The sequence below is a fragment of the Microbacterium sp. NPDC006705 genome, from assembly GCF_044903545.1.
GTDB lineage: Bacteria > Actinomycetota > Actinomycetes > Actinomycetales > Microbacteriaceae > Microbacterium > Microbacterium plantarum.
The window spans coordinates 1082685-1102986 of sequence record NZ_JBJDQQ010000001.1; the positions used below are offsets into that span (position 1 = coordinate 1082685).

General features: G+C 70.5%; 18 protein-coding genes and 1 tRNA gene. 10 read left to right on the forward strand and 9 right to left on the reverse strand.

The window, feature by feature from the left end:
- Positions 1-377 precede the first annotated feature (377 nt).
- Together ACI2K6_RS05195 and ACI2K6_RS05200 are read left to right on the forward strand one after the other, a co-directional pair.
- The gene (locus tag ACI2K6_RS05195; protein ID WP_274177451.1) at positions 378-1352 is read left to right on the forward strand and encodes a hypothetical protein; all 975 of its coding nucleotides are present in this window, start codon (positions 378-380) and stop codon (positions 1350-1352) included.
- A gap of 161 nt (positions 1353-1513) precedes the next feature.
- Entirely contained in the window at positions 1514-2173 is a 660-nt protein-coding gene (locus ACI2K6_RS05200) for a YqaJ viral recombinase family protein (RefSeq protein WP_404568214.1), read from the forward strand.
- Positions 2174-2199: 26 nt separating this feature from the next.
- Here ACI2K6_RS05200 and ACI2K6_RS05205 read toward each other — a convergent pair whose 3' ends face one another.
- On the reverse strand, positions 2200-2712 hold the full coding sequence (locus ACI2K6_RS05205) for a 2'-5' RNA ligase family protein (RefSeq protein ID WP_269267439.1): 513 nt from the start codon (positions 2710-2712) through the stop codon (positions 2200-2202).
- A 188-nt stretch (positions 2713-2900) separates the two neighbouring features.
- On the opposite strand from ACI2K6_RS05205, the gene ACI2K6_RS05210 reads away from it, so the two are divergent.
- The 3 genes from ACI2K6_RS05210 (at position 2901) to ACI2K6_RS05220 (ending at position 6307) form a co-directional block, all read left to right on the forward strand.
- Positions 2901-4607 carry an MDR family MFS transporter gene (locus tag ACI2K6_RS05210; RefSeq protein WP_282502192.1) on the forward strand — a complete coding sequence of 569 codons (1707 nt, stop codon included), beginning with the start codon at positions 2901-2903 and terminating at the stop codon, positions 4605-4607.
- Between the two features lie 10 nt (positions 4608-4617).
- Complete coding sequence (locus ACI2K6_RS05215) at positions 4618-5136, forward strand: MarR family winged helix-turn-helix transcriptional regulator (protein WP_112616995.1); 519 nt, start codon at positions 4618-4620, stop codon at positions 5134-5136.
- 142 nt (positions 5137-5278) lie between these two features.
- Positions 5279-6307 (forward strand): NADP-dependent oxidoreductase, encoded by a 1029-nt coding sequence (locus ACI2K6_RS05220; RefSeq protein WP_274177448.1) that lies wholly within the window; start codon positions 5279-5281, stop codon positions 6305-6307.
- 115 nt (positions 6308-6422) lie between these two features.
- On the opposite strand, the gene ACI2K6_RS05225 is transcribed toward ACI2K6_RS05220, so the two are convergent.
- A complete protein-coding gene (locus ACI2K6_RS05225; RefSeq protein ID WP_274177447.1) occupies positions 6423-7322 on the reverse strand; it encodes a LysR family transcriptional regulator ArgP in 900 nt (299 codons plus the stop codon).
- A gap of 71 nt (positions 7323-7393) precedes the next feature.
- Here ACI2K6_RS05225 and ACI2K6_RS05230 point away from each other — a divergent pair, with 71 nt between their 5' ends.
- Both ACI2K6_RS05230 and ACI2K6_RS05235 read left to right on the forward strand, forming a co-directional pair.
- A complete protein-coding gene (locus tag ACI2K6_RS05230; RefSeq protein WP_274177446.1) occupies positions 7394-8011 on the forward strand; it encodes a LysE/ArgO family amino acid transporter in 618 nt (205 codons plus the stop codon).
- A gap of 14 nt (positions 8012-8025) precedes the next feature.
- On the forward strand, positions 8026-8301 hold the full coding sequence (locus ACI2K6_RS05235; protein ID WP_282502189.1) for an acylphosphatase: 276 nt from the start codon (positions 8026-8028) through the stop codon (positions 8299-8301).
- A gap of 37 nt (positions 8302-8338) precedes the next feature.
- On the opposite strand, the gene ACI2K6_RS05240 is transcribed toward ACI2K6_RS05235, so the two are convergent.
- The 6 genes from ACI2K6_RS05240 to ACI2K6_RS05265 form a co-directional block, all read right to left on the reverse strand.
- The gene (locus tag ACI2K6_RS05240; protein WP_404568215.1) at positions 8339-9382 is read right to left on the reverse strand and encodes an NAD(P)H-dependent flavin oxidoreductase; all 1044 of its coding nucleotides are present in this window, start codon (positions 9380-9382) and stop codon (positions 8339-8341) included.
- A gap of 86 nt (positions 9383-9468) precedes the next feature.
- Entirely contained in the window at positions 9469-10158 is a 690-nt protein-coding gene (gene rplA / locus ACI2K6_RS05245) for a 50S ribosomal protein L1 (RefSeq protein WP_112616874.1), read from the reverse strand.
- A 13-nt stretch (positions 10159-10171) separates the two neighbouring features.
- Positions 10172-10603 carry a 50S ribosomal protein L11 gene (gene rplK / locus ACI2K6_RS05250; protein ID WP_023952050.1) on the reverse strand — a complete coding sequence of 144 codons (432 nt, stop codon included), beginning with the start codon at positions 10601-10603 and terminating at the stop codon, positions 10172-10174.
- Between the two features lie 216 nt (positions 10604-10819).
- Positions 10820-11881, reverse strand: a complete 1062-nt coding sequence (nusG, locus tag ACI2K6_RS05255) for a transcription termination/antitermination protein NusG (protein WP_181574192.1) — start codon at positions 11879-11881, stop codon at positions 10820-10822.
- Between the two features lie 74 nt (positions 11882-11955).
- Positions 11956-12213 (reverse strand): preprotein translocase subunit SecE, encoded by a 258-nt coding sequence (secE, locus tag ACI2K6_RS05260; RefSeq protein ID WP_114588099.1) that lies wholly within the window; start codon positions 12211-12213, stop codon positions 11956-11958.
- A 44-nt stretch (positions 12214-12257) separates the two neighbouring features.
- A tRNA-Trp gene (locus ACI2K6_RS05265) sits at positions 12258-12330 on the reverse strand.
- Between the two features lie 245 nt (positions 12331-12575).
- Here ACI2K6_RS05265 and ACI2K6_RS05270 point away from each other — a divergent pair.
- The 3 genes from ACI2K6_RS05270 to ACI2K6_RS05280 all read left to right on the forward strand — a co-directional run bounded on the left by ACI2K6_RS05270 (position 12576) and on the right by ACI2K6_RS05280 (position 18825).
- Positions 12576-13997, forward strand: a complete 1422-nt coding sequence (locus ACI2K6_RS05270; RefSeq protein ID WP_404568216.1) for a DUF222 domain-containing protein — start codon at positions 12576-12578, stop codon at positions 13995-13997.
- Positions 13998-14151: 154 nt separating this feature from the next.
- Positions 14152-16002, forward strand: coding sequence for an HSP90 family protein (locus ACI2K6_RS05275; RefSeq protein WP_274178530.1), 1851 nt, complete (start codon positions 14152-14154; stop codon positions 16000-16002).
- Between the two features lie 36 nt (positions 16003-16038).
- Complete coding sequence (locus tag ACI2K6_RS05280; RefSeq protein ID WP_274178529.1) at positions 16039-18825, forward strand: hypothetical protein; 2787 nt, start codon at positions 16039-16041, stop codon at positions 18823-18825.
- 95 nt (positions 18826-18920) lie between these two features.
- On the opposite strand, the gene ACI2K6_RS05285 is transcribed toward ACI2K6_RS05280, so the two are convergent.
- Positions 18921-20288 carry an NAD-dependent succinate-semialdehyde dehydrogenase gene (locus ACI2K6_RS05285; RefSeq protein WP_274178528.1) on the reverse strand — a complete coding sequence of 456 codons (1368 nt, stop codon included), beginning with the start codon at positions 20286-20288 and terminating at the stop codon, positions 18921-18923.
- Between the last annotated feature and the right edge of the window lie 14 nt (positions 20289-20302).

Here is a 20302-nt window from a genome sequence, read left to right on the forward strand (position 1 = left end):
CGGACATGACAAAAGCTCCGGCGCAGAGGCACGGAGCTCGGTTCCCGAAGGAGAAGTTCAGTGTCACCTGCGCGGGCCCCTGCAGTGCAGAGCTTCGATCACGAGTGCGCTCACGCGCACACCGATGACCAGCGGTCTTTGGCTTACCCCCACCATACCCCCACACCCCCCATCCCCCAAATCCCCCCGCTTGTCGCCGAGTGCACGGCATCCCGCCCACTGCACGGCACCGCTACGCAGCGTGCCCGTGCACTCGGCGCGAGCTCGTTCGCTCGGCGCCGGCCGCGAGTTCTGCACACGTGGGGGTGGGGTGGGGGTGTCCACACATAAGTGGGGGGATGGGGTGGGGTGTGGGGGTGGGGGTGAGCATGGGCGGGATGCGCAGACGACGAGGACCGGATGAGGTGCGGGCATTGCTCCACCGCCGACGCGACCTGCTCGTGGCGGGTGAGAGCGAACGCTCGATCGACCGCTCGGTGCGGGACGGCATCCGGGTGCACGTGCGACGCGGCTGGTACGTCGACCGCGCCGCGTTCGATGAGCTCTACGCCGAGGACGCGCATCTGCTCCATGTGATGGCGGTTGCGCACGAGGTCCGGGGCCACGCGGTCGTCTCGCACGAGTCCGCCGGGGTGCTGCACGGCCTCGACCTCTATCGCGTCCGGCCGGCCCGCGTCCACCTCACGACGGCCCCGGGCGCCCGGGTCTCCAGCAGTCCCGATGCATTCCGCCACTGCGCGCCCCTCGATGCGCAGGACGTCGTCGAGGTGAACGGCATCCGCTGCACCTCCCTCGCGCGGACGGTCTTCGACGTCGCACGCACGATGACTCCCGAGGCGGCGCTCGTCATGGCCGACCGCGCGGAACGGATCTGGTGCGACCGCACGGGCCGCTCCCCCGACGACTGGCGGATGGCGATGTCCGCTCGGATCGCCGAGGCGGGGGCGGCGCGAGGGATCCGGCGGGCTCGATGGGTGGCGGGCTTCGCCGACGGCCGGGCCGAGTCGACCCTGGAGAGCGTGAGCCGGTTCCGGTTGCACCAACTCGGCTTCCGGTCGGTTCGGCTACAGGTGCCGATCGCTGGCCCGCGCGGTGCGGGCTGGTACCGCGTCGACTTCGGCCTCGACGACGCCGATGCCTGGGGCGAATGCGACGGCGTCGGCAAGTACCTCGACCCGGAGCTCCGCTCAGCCCGCTCGGCAGAGAGGACGGTCCTCGACGAGAAGCGCCGCGAAGACTGGATCCGGGGTACGACCGGGCGCCGCCTCGTGCGCTGGGAACCTCGTCACGTCACCTCCCCGTCAACCCTCGCCGCCCACCTCAGGGCATTCAACATCCACCCTCCCCGTTGAGCGCACGGCTTGCCGCCGAATGACCGCGACATCTACGCACCGATGCCGTGCAATCGATGGGATGCCGTGCACTCGACGCCTACGCGTGAGGTGGGGTGGGGCGGGGGCACGCCGAGGGGCAAGGGCGGGGAGGGAGGGCGGGCGGGGTTAGGGTCTAATGCGTGTCACCCGAACTCGCTGCTCGCATCGTCGCGGACTCGCGCGACCGCGTGGCGTGGATCCGGGCTCGCTCGCGGGGCATCACGGCGACGGACGTCGCGGCGCTGACGAGCCCGAAGGCGATTGCGCGCGCCGCCGACGCCAAGCTCATGGGCTCGGGGTTCTCCGGCAACGCGTACACCGACCACGGTCGCCGCCGCGAGCCGGAGATCGCCGCCTGGGTCGCTGCGACGCACGGCATCCAGCCATCGTCCGCGCTCTTCCACGCCCTGGTCGAGAAGCGACACCTCGCCACGCCCGACGGCGTGATGGTGGATGCCGACGGCCGTGTCACCCTCGCCGAGATCAAGACCACGAACAAGAGCTGGCGCTCGATCCCCCGCACCTATCTGCGTCAGGTGTGGTGGCAGCAGCACGTCCTCGGCGCCGAGCGCACCCTCGTGGTGTGGGAGCAGCACGACGACTTCGTCCCCATCGACGACGAGCCGCGCTGCGCGTGGGTCGACCGCGACGAGCGCGAGATCCGATCACTCGTGAATCTCGCGACCGATCTCATCGACGAGCTGTACCGCCGCACGATGCAGCGGCGCGCGGCGGAAGCGCCGCGGATCGTCGCATCGCGCCCGCGCGAACCCTTTCGAGCCCTCGCCCTCAGCGACTGACCGGCCTCTCGTCACGGGCGGGGCGATCACGCCAGCGGCGTGACCACCTTGGCCTCGGCATCCCAGAGGCGCAGTCCGGTCAGTTCACCCTCGAGGGTCGGCGCCCCGACGATGCCGAGCGCGCGTCCGATCTGCTCCGCCGTCATCCGGCGCGCCAGGGTGATGTGGGGTGTCCATCGGTCTGCCGCGGTGACGGCGTAGCGCACCGGCGGCGGTCCGATGAGGTCGACGATGCGGGCGTGAAACCTCAGCAGCGCGGCCGTCATGACGAGGGGCCGGGCCAGGACGAACCTCTCCCCCGCAGCGAACACCACCGCGCCACCGAGCCGGCACTCCACCGGCAGGGCGTCACCGAGACGCGCCAGTTCGCGCCCAGCATCCGTCGACAGGTCGTCGCGCACCGCGAGAGTCACGTGGGGGCGGTTCGATTCCGAGGGATGCCGCCCCGCGCTGGGCAGGTCGGCTTCGATGAGCCGCTGCCAATCGGCCCGCACGGCCACCTCGATGCGGGTATCGGGAAGCGCCTCCACACTGAACACGTCCCCATCCTCGTCGCAGCGAAGCGCGCGCGGGAATAGTTGACGTAACTCAACGATTGAACATATAGTTGACCGATCTCAACGGTTGACTTTCGTCAACCAGTTACGCCGCCCCGCGGCTACCGAAATACCGTCCGCCGACGATCCGCGCCAACGCAGCCGCGTCCGTCCGAATCCCAGGAGGACTCATGTCCGCTTCCGCATCCACTCAACCCGAGGGGAAGAACATGTCGCGCCGCGGCGTGCTCGAGGCCCTTTCGGGCCTTCTGCTCGGCATGTTCGTGTCGATGCTCGCCTCGACCGTCGTCTCGACCTCGCTGCCGGTCATCATCCACGATCTCGAGGGCACCCAGGCCGCGTTCACGTGGGTCGTCACGGCGACTCTGCTGACGACCGCGATCTCGACCCCGATCTGGGGAAAGCTCGCCGACCTCACCAACCGCAAGGTGCTGTACCAGCTCGCGATCGTCATCTTCGTGCTGGCGACCGCTGCTGCCGGCTTCTCGCAGTCCCCCGAGATGCTGATCGCGTTCCGCGCGGTGCAGGGCATCGGCGCCGGTGGCCTCGCCGCCCTCAGCCAGGTGCTGATGGCCGACATCATCAGCCCGCGCGAGCGCGGCCGCTACATGGGCCTGTTCGGCGCCGTCATGGCCGTCGCCACGATCGGCGGCCCGCTGCTCGGCGGCGTCATCACCGATGCCTGGGGCTGGCGCTGGAACTTCTTCGTCGCCCTCCCCGTCGCCGTCGCCGCCCTGCTGATCGTGCAGCGCACGCTCCACATCCCCGCGCACCCGCGCAAGGAGACGCGCATCGACTACCTCGGCATCGTGCTGCTGTCGGCATCCGTCTCCCTGCTGCTGATCTGGGTGACGCTCGCGGGCGACTCGTTCGAATGGATGAGCGTCGAGACCCTCCTGATGGTCGGTGGCGCCGTCATCGGCGCGGTGCTCTTCGTGATCACCGAGCTCAAGGTGCGCGAGCCGCTCGTGCCCCTCACGCTCTTCCGCAACCTGACCTTCACCCTCTCGGTGATCGCCTCGATCGCGACGGGCATCGCCATGTTCGGCGCCTCGGTGTTCCTCAGCCAGTACATGCAGCTCGCCCGTGGAGCCACCCCCACCGAGGCCGGCCTCATGACCATCCCGATGATCGGCGGACTGCTCGTCGCCTCGATCGGCGTGGGCGCGCTGATCACGCGGACCGGCCGCTGGAAGCCGTTCCTCATCGTCGGCGCACTGCTGCTGATCGGCGGAGCGAGCCTGCTCTCCACGATCCACTACGACACCGACTTCACGCTCGTCTCGATCTACATGGCGATGCTGGGCGCGGGCATCGGCATGACGATGCAGAACCTCGTGCTCGTCGTGCAGAACACCTCTCGCCCCACCGAGATCGGCGTCGCGAGCTCGGGCGTGACGTTCTTCCGGAGCCTCGGCGGCACGATCGGCGTCTCCGTCATGGGGGCGGCGCTCGCCTCGCAGGTCACCACGCTCGTCAGCGATCGGAAGGACGACATCCAGGCCGCGCTGGTGTCTCTCGGCGACCAGGCCCCGACCTGGGCCGCACAGCTGCAGTCGGACACGCTCCCCCAGGTCTCGGCGATGCCCGAAGCGCTGCGGATCGTCTTCGAGGACATCTACGCCACCGGCATCTCGCACTCGTTCCTCATCGCCGTGCCGTTCGCGGTCCTGAGCCTGATCGCGATCGTGTTCCTGCCGAACAAGCCGCTGACGACGATGACCACCACCGAGCGTCTGCAGGCCGGCGAGGCCGACCTGGCCACCGTGTCGGTTCCGGAAGGCATGAACGCCCTCACCGCGACCGGCGCCGTCCACACGGATGCCGCAGACTCCGACGCCCCGGTCGACGCGGAGACGCGCCGCTCGGCTCGATAGGGTGATCGGGATGACCGCGCGAGAGTCCGCCGAGTCCCGGGGGTGCACCACCCCCGGGACTCCCGGCCCGTGGGGATCGGTCTTCGACGACGAGCGCACCGCGGCCGTCCGAGCGCTCGAGCTCGAGTTCGGTGAGCTGTTCACGCACGTCCGGCGGCTGTTCGCCGAGAACGCCGACCGGCTGAGCCCGGGAATGCTCCCGGGCGCGTACAAGGTGTTCACGACGATCGCGCGCCGTGGCGAGATCACGCTCTCCGCCCTCGCCGAGACGCTCCACTCCGACAAGGGCCAGATCAGCCGCACGGTCCGCGAGCTCGAGGAGCTCCAGCTCGTGCAGCGCACGCCCGACCCCGCCGACGGCCGCTCGAGCCTGCTCTCGGCCACCCCCGACGGCATCCGCCGGCTCGACGCCGTCCGCGCGCCGCGCGAGAACTCGCTGCTGACCGCGCTCGAGTCGTGGCACGTCGACGACATCCGCGAGCTCACCCGGCTGCTCCACGCCCTGTCGTCATCCGAGACGCCCGACTGAACGCCCTCGCTCCCGCTTCCGGCGACGCCGAGCTTCTCCCTCCGGTGACCGCGGCGTAACACGGTCGAGACAATCTCACGATTGACTGAGATCGACCGAGCATCATCGCCGCCGACGCCGCGGTGTGAGGAAGGAGCGACGGATGAGATTCCGGCCGCTGCGCACAGCAACCGCCTCCCAGCCGACGACGCCGGCCGAGGCGACGCCCGAGACGATGCGAGCGGTCGTGTTCGATGAACCCGGCGCGCCCGAGGTTCTCCGCGTGACCGATGTCCCGGTGCCCTCTCCCGCCCTGAGCGAAGTGCTCGTGCGAGTGGTGGCCGCCGGTGTGAACCCCATCGACACCAAGACGCGGCTGGGACGCGGTGTGGCAGGACTCATCGATCGCTGGCCGAGCACCCTCGGCTTCGACTTCAGCGGCGTGGTCATCGCGAGCCCCTACGAGACCCACGAGCTGCAGCCCGGCACCGAGGTGTTCGGCATGCTACCGTTCCCCCGCTCGGGTGGCAGCTACGCGGAGTACGCCGTCGTGCCCTCGTTGTCCGTCGCCCGAAAGCCCGCGAGCCTGTCGCATGTGGAGGCGGCGGGGGTTCCCCTCGCCGCGCTCACCGCTTGGGGGCTGGTGGTCGAGACCGCCCACGCGCACGAGGGACAGCGAATGCTGATCCACGCCGGATCGGGCGGGGTCGGTCACTTCGCTGTGCAGCTCGCCGCGTACTTCGGCGCACAGGTGACCGCCACCGGCTCGGACCGCAACCTGCCCTGGCTGCGCGAGCTCGGCGCTTCGGTCGCGATCGACTACGCGACGACGCGCTTCGAGGACGTCGTCGGCGAGATGGATGTCGTCATCGACCTCGTGGGCAACGTGCACGACGACACCGGTTCCCGCTCGCTCGGGGTGCTGCGTCCGGGCGGTCTGTACGTCATGGTCCCGACCGGCGGATGGCCGGGGTACGCCGAGGCTGCCGCAGCGGCGGGCGTACGCGCGACCGGGTACAAGGTGATCCCCGACGGCAGCGTGCTGGCCACCCTCGGCCGCCTGCTCGACTCGGGCGCCATCCAGGTCTTCGTCGACAGCGTCCACGACCTCGCCGATGTCGCCGCCGCTCACATCGAGGTCGAGCGGGGTCACTCCCGCGGAAAGGTCGTCCTCACGGTCGCGGAGTCCTGAGTCCCTCCCCGCCCGGCGGAGCGGCTTCGCCGAGCACGCACCGTCCAGCCCACCACATACCGTCACAGCGACACTCTCGCGCCGAGGGTGCACTCTCGGCGAGCCGAGCTCGGGATCAGGCGGCGGGCTCGAGCACGCGCCGGGCTTCTGCGACGATCTCCTCGGCGACCGCGTCGAGGAGCGGCGAAGCGAGGTTCCACTGCTGCCAGTACAGCGGCACGACGATGTCGTCTCCCCCGAGCCGCACCAGCTCGCCCCGTTCCACGTGCACGCGTGACTGCAGTGTCGGCAGGAGCGCCCACCCGAGGCCGAGCAGCACGGCGGTCGCGAAGTCCTGGGATGCCGGGACGCGGTGCCGCGGCGGTGCGTCGGCAGCCACACCCGCGCCGCGCAGCCACCGGGTCTGCAGCTCGTCGCGGCGGTCGAAGTCCACGACCGGCGCCGACGCGAGTCCGGCGCGATCGGGTCCTGCGCCCACGCCCGCGCCCTCCGCGAACCATCGCCTCGCAAAGGCGGGCGTTGCGACCGCCTCGTACCGCAACGCGCCGAGCGCCGACACCCGGCATCCCGCCACCGGAACCCGCCGAGAGGTCACCGCGCCCATGACCGTTCCGCTCTCGAGCAGGCCGGCGGTGAAGTCCTGATCGTCGCGATGCAGGTCGAACACGACATCCCGTGCGGACGCGACCCGGGCGAGCGGCGGCAGGAACCACGTCGCGAGCGAGTCGGCGTTGACCGCGAGCGGAACGCTCGTGGCCTCTTCGTCGGCCCCCTCGAACGCGTCGCGCTCGAGCAGGGCGAGCTGGCGGGCGTAGCGCACGAAGCGGTGCGCCGCCTCGGTCGCGCGCGCAGGCTTCGACCGCACGAGCAGAACCTGGCCGGCGACGCGCTCCAGAGCCCGCACCCGCTGGCTCACGGCGGATGGCGTGATGTGCAGACGACGCGCGGCGGCATCCAGGCTCCCCTCGTCGAGGATCACCGCGAGGGTCTCGACCAGCTCGACCGGAACGCGCATCTTCAGCTGTGCTGCATCGACTGCAGATCCATGAACTGGACTGTACCGACCTGCGACCCTAGCGTCGACTCGTGCTCTCCGCTTCCCTCTCGGGCCTCGGCCTCGGCCTGTCGCTCATCGTCGCCATCGGCGCGCAGAACCTGTTCGTGCTGCGGCAGGGCATCCGGCGGGAATACGTTCTACTCGTCGCGACCATCTGCGCCGTATCCGACGCCGTGCTGATCGTCGCGGGGGTGACCGGCCTCGGCCTCGTGGTGGCGGGCCTGCCGTGGCTGGTGCCCGTCGTGCGGTGGGCCGGCGCGGCGTTCCTCCTCGCCTACGGCCTCCTCGCTGCTCGTCGTGCCTGGCGCCCCAGCGGGCAAGCTCTCGACGCGCGGGCGGCGACCGAGCGCCCCGCGCCGGCCCGCCGCGCCGCCGTCGCGCTCACGTGCCTCGCGCTGACCTGGCTGAACCCCCACGTCTACCTCGACACCGTCTTCCTCCTCGGGAGCATCGCCGCGACCCACGGCGACGACCGCGTCTGGTTCGCTGTCGGCGCTGTGACGGCGAGCGTCGTCTGGTTCTTCGCGCTCGCGTTCGGAGCGCGCCTCCTCGGGCGCGTGCTCGCGACCCCGGGCGCGTGGCGCGTGCTCGACGGGCTCGTCGCCCTGGTCATGATCCTCCTCGCCGTGAGCCTCGTCTGGCCGTGAGGCAGGATGAGGGGATGCGAAGCGTTCACGTGGTCGTCGAGGGCCGTGTCCAGGGCGTCGGATATCGCTACAGCCTGCTGCTCGAAGCTGATAGGCGCGGCGTCGCCGGCTGGGTGCGCAACCGTAGCGACGGCACCGTCGAGGCTGCCCTGGAAGGCACGGATGACGCTGTCGACGCGGTGCTCGCCTGGATGGCGGAGGGCCCTCCCGGGGCGCGGGTCGACGCGGCGCGGGTCACCGACGCGGTGCGCATCGGCTCGATGGGCTTCGAGGTTCGCGACACCCAGTGACCGAAGCCGCGGCACCGCGCCGGCGCCGCGACCGGCCTCACGACGCCGGCAGCCCGGCGGCGAGCTCGCGCAGCACGTCTCCCGCGTTGTCTCGCGTGGCGAGACCTGCGGCCTGGCCCGCCCACAGCGACGAGAGCTCCGGGTCACCCCCGGCGGCGGCGCGGAAGACTCCCGTGAGCCAGTTCTGCGCCGGGAATGGCGCGATCACCCCCGCGGACTCGATGTGGCGGACGGCGCGATTCGGGATGCCGCGCGCGAGGCGCCCGCTCATCGCACGCGTGAGCACCGTCGAGGTGTCCTGCGCCCCGGCGATCGCGGCGCGATGGCCCTCGGATGCGGCCGACTGCCGCGTCCGGAGGAAGGCGGTCCCGACCTGCACCCCCGAGGCCCCCAGGGCGAACGCTGCGGCGACGCCGCGCCGGTCGGCAACGCCGCCCGCGGCGACCACCGGCACGGACACGGCGTCGACGACCTGCGGCACGAGAGCGAAGGTCCCCACGAGGGAATCCTCCGGCGCCCCGAGGAACGAAACGCGGTGACCCGCGGCCTCGGCGCCGCTCGCGACGATGACGTCGACGCCGCCGGCCTCGAGCGCCCGCGCCTCGGCGACCGTCGTGGCGGTCCCCATCACGCGGATGCCCAGCCGATGCGCGTCTTCCACGACCGCCGACGCGGGCACGCCGAACACCACGCTCAGGACCACGGGTCGTGCCTCCCAGATCGCAGCGAGCTGCTCCTCGAGCGGCGGCAGGAAGCGCTCCGGCAGCTCGGGTACGGCCGCGCCCGCGACTGCGTAGAGCGGCCGCAGCGCGTCGCGCGACGGCGCGGCATCCACTCCGTGCGGCGTGACCTCGTCGCCGAGCGGCAGCCACAGGTTGAGAGCGAACGGGCGAGCCGTGCGCTCTCGGATCGACGCGACGGTCTCGCGGATCCGCGTGCCGTCGTACCCGTAGAGCCCGAACGACCCGAGTCCACCTCCCTCACTGACCGCGGCCGTCAGCGCCGCGGACGACAGACCCCCGAAGGGGCCGAGCACGATGGGCAGATCGATTCCGAGGACATCGGTGAGGGAATGCCGCATGAGCCGACGCTAGCGCGATCCGGGCGAGCCCGGAACGACGAACGGGGCCTCACCCGAAGGTGAGACCCCGTTCATGCGAATCGCGATCAGACGAGCGCGTTGACGTCCAGCGGGATGCCGGGGCCGAACGTGGTCGACACGGCGCCCTTCTGGATGTAACGACCCTTGGCGCTCGAGGGCTTCAGACGGACGATCTCCTCGACCGCCGCGTTGAAGTTCTCTTCGAGCTGCTCGGCCGAGAACGACGCCTTGCCGACGACGAAGTGCACGTTGGCGTGCTTGTCGACACGGAACTCGATCTTTCCGCCCTTGATCTCCTCGACGGCCTTGGCCGGGTTGGGGGTCACGGTGCCGGTCTTCGGGTTGGGCATGAGGCCTCGGGGACCGAGGACCTTGCCCAGGCGGCCGACCTGGCCCATGAGCTCGGGCGTCGAGACGGCCGAGTCGAAAGCGGTCCAGCCGCCGGCGACCTTCTCGATGAGCTCGGCGCCACCGACCTCGTCAGCGCCAGCGGCGATGGCGGCCTCAGCGGCCGGGCCCGTCGCGAAGACGATGACGCGAGCGGTCTTGCCCGTGCCGTGGGGCAGGATGACCGTGCCACGGACCATCTGGTCCGCCTTGCGCGGGTCGACAGCGAGCTTCAGCGCGACCTCGACGGTCGAGTCGAACTTCTTCGAACCGGTGTCCTTCGCCAGAGCGACGGCCTCGGTGGAGCTGTAGAACTTGTCGCGGTCGATCTTCGCCGCGGCTGCTTCGTAAACCTTGGACTTAGCCATTGTGTTCTCCCCCTCAGCTCTCGACCGTGATGCCCATGGAACGGGCGGTGCCGGCGATGATCAGCGAGGCGGCCTCGATGTCATTGGCGTTCAGGTCGGGCATCTTGGCCTCGGCGATCTCGCGGACCTGGTCCTTCGTGAGCTTCGCGACCTTGGTCGTGTGAGGCGTGGCCGAACCCTTGGCGACTCCGGCGGCCTTCTTGATGAGCTCCGCGGCGGGCGGGGTCTTCAGGATGAACGTGAAGCTGCGGTCCTCGTAGACGGTGATCTCCACGGGGATGACGTTGCCGCGCTGCGACTCGGTCGCGGCGTTGTACGCCTTGCAGAACTCCATGATGTTGACGCCATGCTGACCGAGCGCGGGGCCGATCGGCGGCGCCGGGTTGGCTGCTCCGGCGTTGATCTGAAGCTTGATCAGGCCGGTCACCTTCTTCTTCGGTGCCATTCGTTTTCCTTTCGTCGAGCGGATGCCGGCGGCATCCCTCTCCCGCACGCCCGGCATCTCCGAGCGGCGGTTGTGTCATGCAGGCGCACAAGCGCCCGCAAACTCCCCAAGCTTACCGCATCCTCGGCTTCGAGGATGCTGGCGAGGGCGGCGCCGGGACGACGAAGCGCCCCGGCCGCCGGGTGGCGGAGGGGCGCTCGTCGACGTGATGTCGCGTTACTGCTTGGTGACCTGGTCGAACGAGAGCTCGACGGGCGTCTCGCGCTCGAAGAGCGACACGAGCACCGTGAGCTTGCCGCTCTCGGGCTTGATCTCGCTGATCGAGCCGGGAAGGCCGGCGAACGAGCCCTCCTTGATCGTGATGGTCTCGCCGATCTCGAAGTCGACCTCGGTGACGACGCTGCGCGTGGGGGCGGCGACGCCCTTGGCCGCGCCGGCCTTGGCGGGAGCCGCTTCCTTGACCTCGACGAGCGACTTCAGCATGTTGAACGCCTCGTCGAAGCGCAGCGGCGTGGGGTTGTGGGCGTTGCCCACGAAGCCCGTGACACCGGGGGTGTGGCGGACGACCGACCAGGTGTCTTCGGTGAGCTCCATGCGGACGAGCACGTAGCCGGGGATCCGGACGCGCGTGACCATCTTGCGCTGACCGTTCTTGATCTCGACGACGTCCTCCATCGGGACCTCGACCTGGTAGATGTCTTCCTCGACCTCGAGCGTCGACTTGCGCTGCTCGATGTTGGCCTTCACCTTGCGCTCGAACCCGGCGTAGGAGTGAATGACGTACCACTTGCCCGGCAGCATGCGCAGCTCGGTACGGAACGCCTCGTACGGGTCTTCGTCGTCGCCGACGGAGATCTCGATGCCGGCGGCGGCCTCGAACTCGGAGAGGTAGTCGACGGCCTCCTCGGAGACCTCGACGTCGGGCTCGGGACCGTCGTAGGGCTCGACCTCGTCGGCCGCCTCAGCGGCCTGCTCGGCGATCTCCTCCTCGAGGGAGTCGGTCAGGACCTCCGCGGCGGCTTCGGCCTCGGCGGTCTCGTCGATCTCGAGCGCGTCGTTCACGACGGCGTCGGCCTCGGGGTCGTCGATCTCCACACCGTCGAGGTCGGTGTCGTCCTGCTCGGCCTCATCGTCCACGACGTGGACAGCGGCGTGCTCGGCGGCGTCGGAGGCGCGCTCCTGGCCTGCCAGCACGTTGCCCTCCTGGGCTTCGTCGTCCTCGCTGGACTGCTCGGCGGCCGTGGCCCAATCGACGTCGTCGGGGATGCGTTCTGACACTGCGTTCTCTTCCATCGGTTGTCGGGATGCCTGGCTGGCAGGCATTCGCGGGTCGTGCGGGCTGGGCCCGTCGATCAGCCCGGGACGCCGAAGACGACGGTCGTGATCCAGACGAACAGGACGTCGAGGCCGTAGACGAGCGCCATCATGACGACGACGAATCCGAGGACCACTGCCGTGAACTTCACGAGCTCCTGGCGGGTCGGGGTGACGACCTTGCGGAGTTCGGCGAACACCTGGCGGATGAAGATGATGATCCGCGCGAAGATGTTGGGCTTCTTCTCGCGGGGCGCGCCACCTGCGGCGACGACTTCGCCACCCTCTTGGACCATCGAACCCACCTGATACCTTCCGTGTGCCGGCTGACGCCGACGCGCAGGGCGGACAGGAATCGAACCTGCAACCTGCGGTTTTGGAGACCGCTGCTCTGCCAATTGAGCTACCGCCCTAGAGATCCTTCGGACCCCGGGGTCTACGCCCGCATTCCTCCACGGCCGTCGAGTCTTCGACGCTTGGGCATGGCGAAAGAATGCAGATTTCGACTGCTCCTCTCAGTGTACGTCATGACCGCCGGGGTCGCGAACGTCGGCGCGATTTCGGCACGGGCTCCTCCCCTGGCGCGACGTGGGACGAGTTGCCCACAGGGGCACGTACGTTCGACGGGAATGTCTGAGGCTGGTGCCAGGATGGGAACATGACAGCGAACCGTGGTAGCGGGCTCGGGGGTGACGGCGCCGCGGATGCGTCGCCGCACGCCGAGGCGTTCTCCGTGTTCGCTGAGGCGCTCGACCTGTTCCATGCGGCCGATGTTTCGCGGGTTCGGGCGTTGGCGGAGCTGGGCCGGTCGGCGATGCGTGAGGCGCGGCGTGACGGCGTGCGGGGGATGGCGTCGGACATGGAGTTGCGGTCGGTCGCGGCCGAAGCCGCGGGGATGGCGCGGCTGACGGACCGCAGGTTGCAGGGTGAGATCGACCACGCGATGACGGTCATCGACGACTACCCCGCCGTGTTCGAGGCGTGGGTTCAGCGGCGGATCGAACGCGGCCACGTCGATGTGGTCGTGCGGGTCGGCGCCGGGGTGCCGCACGAGGTGCGGTCGGCGTATGCGGAAGCGGCGGTCGGGGTGTGTGAGCGGGATGTGCCTTCCCGGGTGCGCGGGACGCTGGAGGCTCTTGCGGCGAAGTTGCACCCGCAGACCTTCACCGAGCGGCACAAGACTGCGGCGGCGGAGCGGTGCGTGCGGGTGTTCCACGGCACGGACGGGATGTCGAACCTCGTCGCCAACCTCCCGACCGTCATCGCCGCGGGGATGCTCGACCGGCTCACGCAGATGGGGCAGTCGGTGAAGGACGCCCGGGTCACGACTGGTCCGGAGGGCGGGTCGGATGCCGCGGGGTCGGGCGAGCCGGCGGATGCTGGTGGGGCGGATGCCGCCGACTTGGCCGCGGACCCCGATACGCGGACGATGGATCAGCTGCGGGCCGACATCCTCGGGGACCTCGTCCTCGGCGGGGCACCCGTCGTCGACCCCACGTACGGGACCGACCGGGCCGGTGGGCTCGGCGCCATCCGGGCACGCGTGCAAGTCGCCGTCACCGCCGAAACCCTGATGGGGCGCGACGAGAACCCCGCCGAAGCCGTGGGCGCGGGGCTTGTCGATGCCGACACGGTCCGCCAGCTCGCCGGGCAGGTGTCCGAATGGGACCGACTCTTCATCGACCCCGTCACCCGCACACCGGTCGAGATCGACACCTACCGGCCCACGGCCTCGATGAAGAAGCTCTTAATGGCGCGGGATCAGCACTGCCGGTTCCCCGGATGCCGCCGCGCCGCGATCCGCTGCGAACTCGACCACACCATCGATTACGCCCTGAGTGGGCACACCCACATCTTCAACCTCGCCCACCTCTGCCAAAGACACCACTCCATGAAGCAATTCACGAAATGGGAAGTCCGACAGGTCGGCGGAGGAGTTCTCGAATGGACCTCACCCCTCGGCCGGGTCTACCGCGAAGACGTTCCCATACCGGCGGTCTGCTTCACCATCGACACCACGGATCCGCCACCGGATGCGACACGCGGCGGACCACCGCCGGACGAACCGCCACCCTTCTGAACCGGTCCGGTTGCCATGAGCATGAGGCGGCGGTCGATAACTGCGCGTCGATTCTGGACGCGAATCAGAAATGCGCCCTTACCGGGAACTGTTACGCTCTGCTGTCGCACCGAGGACGCCATCGGTGGTGCTTACCCGAAACGAAATCAGGCGGATGAATACCGGACGATCACAGCAGTTCCAGGTCGACCTTCGCGGCATCGTCGACCTCCTGAGTCGACACATCTACTCGGGTCCTCGCGTCTTCCTGCGAGAGCTGATGCAGAACGCCTGCGACGCGATCACCGCTCGGGCAGAGTTCGAAGCGAGCACATCCCCCGCCGGGATGCCGCGGCAGTCGAGCGGCATCCGCATCACCCCGCTCAGCGACCGCAGTGACGAGTTCATCGTGCGCGACGACGGCATCGGGCTCACCGCCTCAGAGGTGACGGACCTCCTCGCGACGGTCGGCCGCAGCTCGAAGCGCGACATCTTCGACCTGCCCAGGAGCGACTTCCTGGGGCAGTTCGGCATCGGACTGCTGTCGTGCTTCATGGTGGCCGAGACGATCGTCATCCGATCGCGGAGCGCGCGCGGGGGCGACGCCGTCGAATGGCAGGGCAACGCCGACGGCACGTTCACGGTGCGGACGATTCCCGACGACCTCCCTGTCGGCACGAGCGTGCACCTGCGTCCGCGCCCGGGCCAGCGCGATCTCCTCAGCACGCCCGCGACGGTCGAGCTGGCCGAGACCTTCGGCGAGTTCCTCCCCATCGCGGTGCGCGTCGACCTTCCCGGCGGCGGCGAGCAGCTGACGACCCGCACGCCTCCCTTCCGTGCCGCCACGACCGGCATCGACGAGGCGGCGCGCTGGGCCTACGGGCGCGATCTGCTCGGCCAGGACCCGTTCGACGCGATTCCCCTGCACGTCCCGGGAACCGACACCGTCGGAACCGCGTACGTCCTCCCCTACGCTCCCCCGCCCGGCGCCCGGCAGGCCACCCGCGTCTACCTCGGCCGGATGCTGCTGAACGAGAACGCCGACGACATCCTGCCCGACTGGGCCTTCTTCGTCCGAGCTGTGATCGACTCCGCAGCGCTCAGCCCGACCGCGAGCCGAGAGGCGCTGGTCGAAGACGAGGCTCTCGAGCACACACGCCAAGAGCTCGGAGCCGCGATCCGGCGCTGGGTGCTCGACCTCGGCCTGACCGAACCGCACCGTCTCGCGCAGTTCGTCGCGGTTCACGAAGTCGCTCTCAAGTCGCTCGTGCGTCATGACGACGAGCTCGCCGCCTTCATCGTGCGATGGCTGAGTGTCGAGACCACGCACGGCCGGATGCGGGTCGGCGACCTGATCGGCCGCTTCCCCCACCTGCGATACGTCGAGACGGTCGACGAGTACCGCCAGATCGCCGGCATCGCCGACCCGCGGCAGCCGCTCGTCAACGGCGGATATCTGTTCGACGCCGAACTGGTGCGCCTGCTCCCGCTCGTGTTCGACGGCGTCACGGTCGAGCACGTCGACCTCGCTGAGGAACTCGACCGGCTCGATCCGCCCCCGCTCGACGACCGCGCCCGCGTCCTCGCACTGGAGGAGCGCGCGAGCTCCGCCCTGTCGGCTGTCGGCTGCACCGTCGCGGTGCGTTCTCTCGACGCCGCCGAGATCCCGGCGGTCTACCTCGCAGGCGCCGAAGCGCTGCGCGCGATCGACCGTGGCCGCGCCCGATCAGTGGGCAGCCCGCTGTGGGGAAGCGTCATGGACCGCATCGACGCGACCGCCGAGAAGCTGCGCCCGGCGTCGCCCGAGAGCGCGTCCGGGGGCGTTCGGCTGTGCCTGAACTGGCAGAACTCGGTCGTGCGCTCGCTCCTGGACATCCCCGACGACCTCGCCTTCGCACGCACGGTCCACCTCCTCTACGTCCAGGCGCTCCTCGCCGCGCAGCGCCCCCTCAGCGGCGACGACCGCGCGCTCATGATGGGCGCGCTCCATGCGCTCGTCGAACTCTCCGCGCGCCCTGCGTCCTGACCGCATCCCGCGCCTCGGCCCCCACGAAAGGACAGCATGACCAGCGACCGCATCCTCGAACTGTTCGAGCAGATCGACCGCACCCCGGTCGGCATCGAAGAGCGAGCCCTCATCAACGAGGCCATCGCCCTCGCCGTCGAGGCAGGCGACGAGCCCCTGGAGTACCGGGCCCGGATGCGGCTGACCTCGTCCGCCTGCATGAGCGGCGACACCGAGGCGATGCTGACCTCCTTCGCGTGGTGCCTCGGCAAGCATGACGACGACCCCGAGCGCTTCCCCGCCGACCTCGGCGACGAGACCGCCGACCTCATGTGGCAGTTCAAGTGGATGGCCGACAGCCTGGCCGCATCCCCGGCGTTCGACCGCGAACAGATCTCCGCCGTGCTCGACGACATGGAGAACCACTACCGCGCCGCCGGGCTCGGTCAGAGCGGCGTCCTCATGGCCCGCTTCGAGAACGCGTGGATGGCCGGCCGCCTCGACGAGGCCGAGCAGCTGCGCACCAAGCTCGAGACGACACCCCGCGACAGCCACAGCCACTGCGAAGCGTGCGTCCGCAGCGTCGTCGCCGGATACCTCATCGACACCGACCGCGAAGACGAGGCGATCCGCCTCGTCGAGGAGCTCGTCGAGGGCGACTTCTCATGCGGTGAAGAGCCGGAGCACGCGCTCGCCCGGTCGCTCGTGCCGTACCTGCACGCGGGCGAATACGACAAGGCACGCCTCGCTCACCTGCGCAGCTACCGCCTGGCGAAGGACAACGCGGACAACCTCGCCATCGTCGCCGACAACATCGTCTTCTGCGCCATCACCGGCAACGAGGCACGGGCGCTCTCGCTGGTCGAACGCCACCTCGACTGGCTCGCGCACGACGCGCTCGGCGTCGACGGGCATCTCTCCGCCCTCACCGCCTTCGCGATCGCCCTGGAAGCGGTCAGCGCCGCGGGTCACGCCGACACCATCGTGCGCGGCGCCGACTCCGAGCGGCTTCGTGCCTTCTTCGGCGACCACGACGGCCCGTGGCGTGCCGCCGAGCTGGCCGCGGTGATGCGTTCGGAGGCCGAGCGGATCGCCGGCGAGTTCGATCGCCGCGACGGCACCGACGGTCACCGCCGACGCCTCGACCGGGCCTGGGCCGTCGGGCAGGAGCGCTATTCGCTCCCCCTCAGCGCCGAGCCCCTGCTCCCCCGGGTCGCCCCCGTGGCCGCACGGTCGGCCGAAGAGCTCGTCCAGCGGGCTATCGACCTCGGCGACTACGGAGCCTCGGAAGCGCTGGCTGCGGCGGATGCCGCACTCCCCGGCGCGACCCTCGAGCAGCGCGCCAAGCTCCACTCGGCGCGCATCGCCGCTCTTGTCGCGCGCGACGACCTCGAGGGCGCCCAGGCGGCTCTGCAGGACCGTCTCGACGCCCTCCGCGCCGCCGGCCGCGACGCGGAGGCCCAGGTCGAAGAGCGCGCCGGGCTCGCGCTCTTCGGACGCGGCACCCCCGACGACCTCGAGACGCTTCGCGCGGTCCTCGCCGACGGCGAGAGCCTGCCGCCGCGCCTGCACGCGATCGTGGAGGTCGTACTCGGCATGGCTGTCGCCGAGAGCGACCCGGAGACGGCCCGCGAGCTCTTCGACGACGCGCGCGACCGCGAGGCCGCGCTCGGCGACGACGACCTGCGCCGCATCGTCGCGCTCGCGCGTGCGTCATTCCAGGGCGCCATCGGCGCGTTCGACGAGTGCGACGCGACGATCGCCGCCGCGCTCGAGAGCCCCGCAGTCGGCGCCGGCGCACGAGCCCGGCTGCTCGGGCTGCGCGCTCGCATGCGCGGTGGCCAGGAGCGGTTCCTCGACGGCGTGACCGACGCCGACGAGCTCTGCCGCATCCTCGTCGAGCTCGACGCGCGCAGCGTCCTCGCCGGGGCATACGTGCTCGCGGCCGCCCTGAACGAAGACGCCGGCGCTCCCGGCGAGGCGGTCGCGCGCTACCGGTTCGCCGAGCGCGCCGCGACGGAGAACGGCGACTCCGTGACCGCGGTGCAGTACCGCCTCGCGCGGGCACTGCTCGCATCCGGCTCTGCCGACGAGGCCGCCGAGCTGCTGGTGAACGTCTACTCCGACGAGACCGACCGCGACGAGCCTGCGGCCTCTCGCGCCCAGACGCTCATGCTGCTGGCCCGCGCCTTCGAAGACGCCGGCGAACCCGGCCGTGCCGTCGGCGCCTGGGATTTCGCCGCCGAGCTGTTCGACGAGGGAGAGGCCCCGGTGGGTCGCGCCAACGCCCTCCTGTCGCACGGTCGCCTGCTGCACCGGTTCGGAGAGTTCGACGACGCCCTCGCCTCGCTCGAGACGGCGGTCGCGATCGCGCGCACGGAGCCCGACCAGGGCGGCCTGCTCGCCGAAGCGCGGCACTCGGAGGGCCAGGTCCGCGCCGCCCGCGGCGAGCAGGAGGCGCTGACAGCCCTCGACGAGGCCCGCGAGATCGCGTCCGGTCTCGGTGCCCCGTGGCTCGCCGCCGACATCACCGACTCCCGAGCCCGCGCGCTCGCGATGCTCGGGCAGGCGGACGAGGCGGTCGCCACCGCTCTGCAGGCCGCCGACGGCTTCGCCGAGGTCGGCGACGCGGGCTCTGCCGGCGCGTCCGAGCTCTTCGCCGCACGCGTCCTCACGCAGCACGAGCGCGCGGCCGACGCGGTGCCGCTCTATCGGTCGGTCATGGAGCGTGCCGCGGAGATCCCGCCGCTGCTCCAGGTGGCTGCGGGCGAGCTCGGCGACGTCTACGAGGCTCTCGGCCGCCCCGCCGAGGCCGCGGAGGTCCGCTCTCTGCTCGACGCCTGAGCCCGGTCACCCCACGACCCCGATCACCCACGACGAAGGGCGCGCCGATCCGCTCGGCGCGCCCTTCGTGCTGCTCCGTGGGCTCCCGCGACGGGTCAGGCGCCGGTACGGATGAGCTTCTTGTTCACGAACTCGTCGGCGGCGAGGAGCCCGAGCTCGCGTGAGGTGCCGCTGCGCTTGACTCCGCCGAACGGCAGCCCGGCCTCGTCCGCGAGCACGAGGTTGATGTAGACCATTCCCGCGTCGATCGCATCGGCCACACGCTCAGCCTGCTCGGCATCCGTCGTGAACACGTACGACCCGAGCCCGAACGGGGTGTCGTTGGCGAGCTCGATCGCCTCGGTCTCATCCGCGACGCGGTAGACCACGCCGACGGGACCGAAGAACTCCTCGCGGTAGGCATCCATCTCCGGTGTCACGCCGGTGAGCACCGTTCCCGGGTAGAACGCGCCGTCGCGGCGTCCGCCGGTCACGAGGGTCGCCCCCTGCGCCACGGCTCGGTCGACCTGCTCCGCCAGCCGCTCCGCCGCCGTGAGCGACGACAGCGGTCCGAGGACCGTATCGTCGGCGAACGGATCGCCGACCTTCGCGTCGGCCAGCGCCGCGGCGAACTTCTCGACGAAGGCGTCGTAGAGTCCATCGACCACGATGAACCGCTTCGCGCCGTTGCACGACTGGCCCACGTTGTCGAGGCGCGCCTCGGCGGCCGCCGACACCGCGGCATCCAGATCGTCGGTCGAGAGCAGGATGAAGGGGTCCGACCCACCGAGCTCGAGCGCGACCTTCTTCAGGTTGCGACCGGCGATCTCGGCGACCGCCGATCCGGCGCGCTCCGATCCGGTCACCGAGACGCCCTGCACGCGGCGGTCGGCGATCACATCGGCGGCCTGCTCGTTGCTCAGGTACAGGTTCGTGTAGACCCCGGCCGGGAAGCCCGCGTCGCGGTAGATCGCGTCGATCGCTGCGGCGGACTCGGGGCACTGCGGCGCGTGCTTGAGCAGGATGGTGTTCCCGACCGCGATGTTCGGCGCCGCGAAACGGGCTACCTGGTAGTACGGGAAGTTCCACGGCATGATCCCGAGCAGCACGCCGAGCGGGCTGCGACGGATGACCGCCGCACCCTCCCCCTCGATCGGGATCGGGGTGTCGCCGGTGATCTCGTCGATGTGGTCGGCGTAGTACGCGGTGATATCGGCGGCGAAATCGACCTCGCCCTCCGCCGCGGCGAGCGGCTTGCCCATCTCGCGCACGATGATGGCGGCCAGCTCGTCGCGGCGCTCGCGGTGCAGCTCGGCCACGCGGCGCAGACGCTCGGCCCGATCGGCCGGCGCGACGACGCGCGACCACGTGCGGTAGGCCGCGTCCGCCGCGGCCAGGGCGCGCTCGACGTCCTCGTCGGTCGCGGGGTCGTACGTCGCCAGGGTCTCGCCGGTGGCGGGGTTGGTCACGGCATACGTGCTCATCGGTTCTCCTTCGT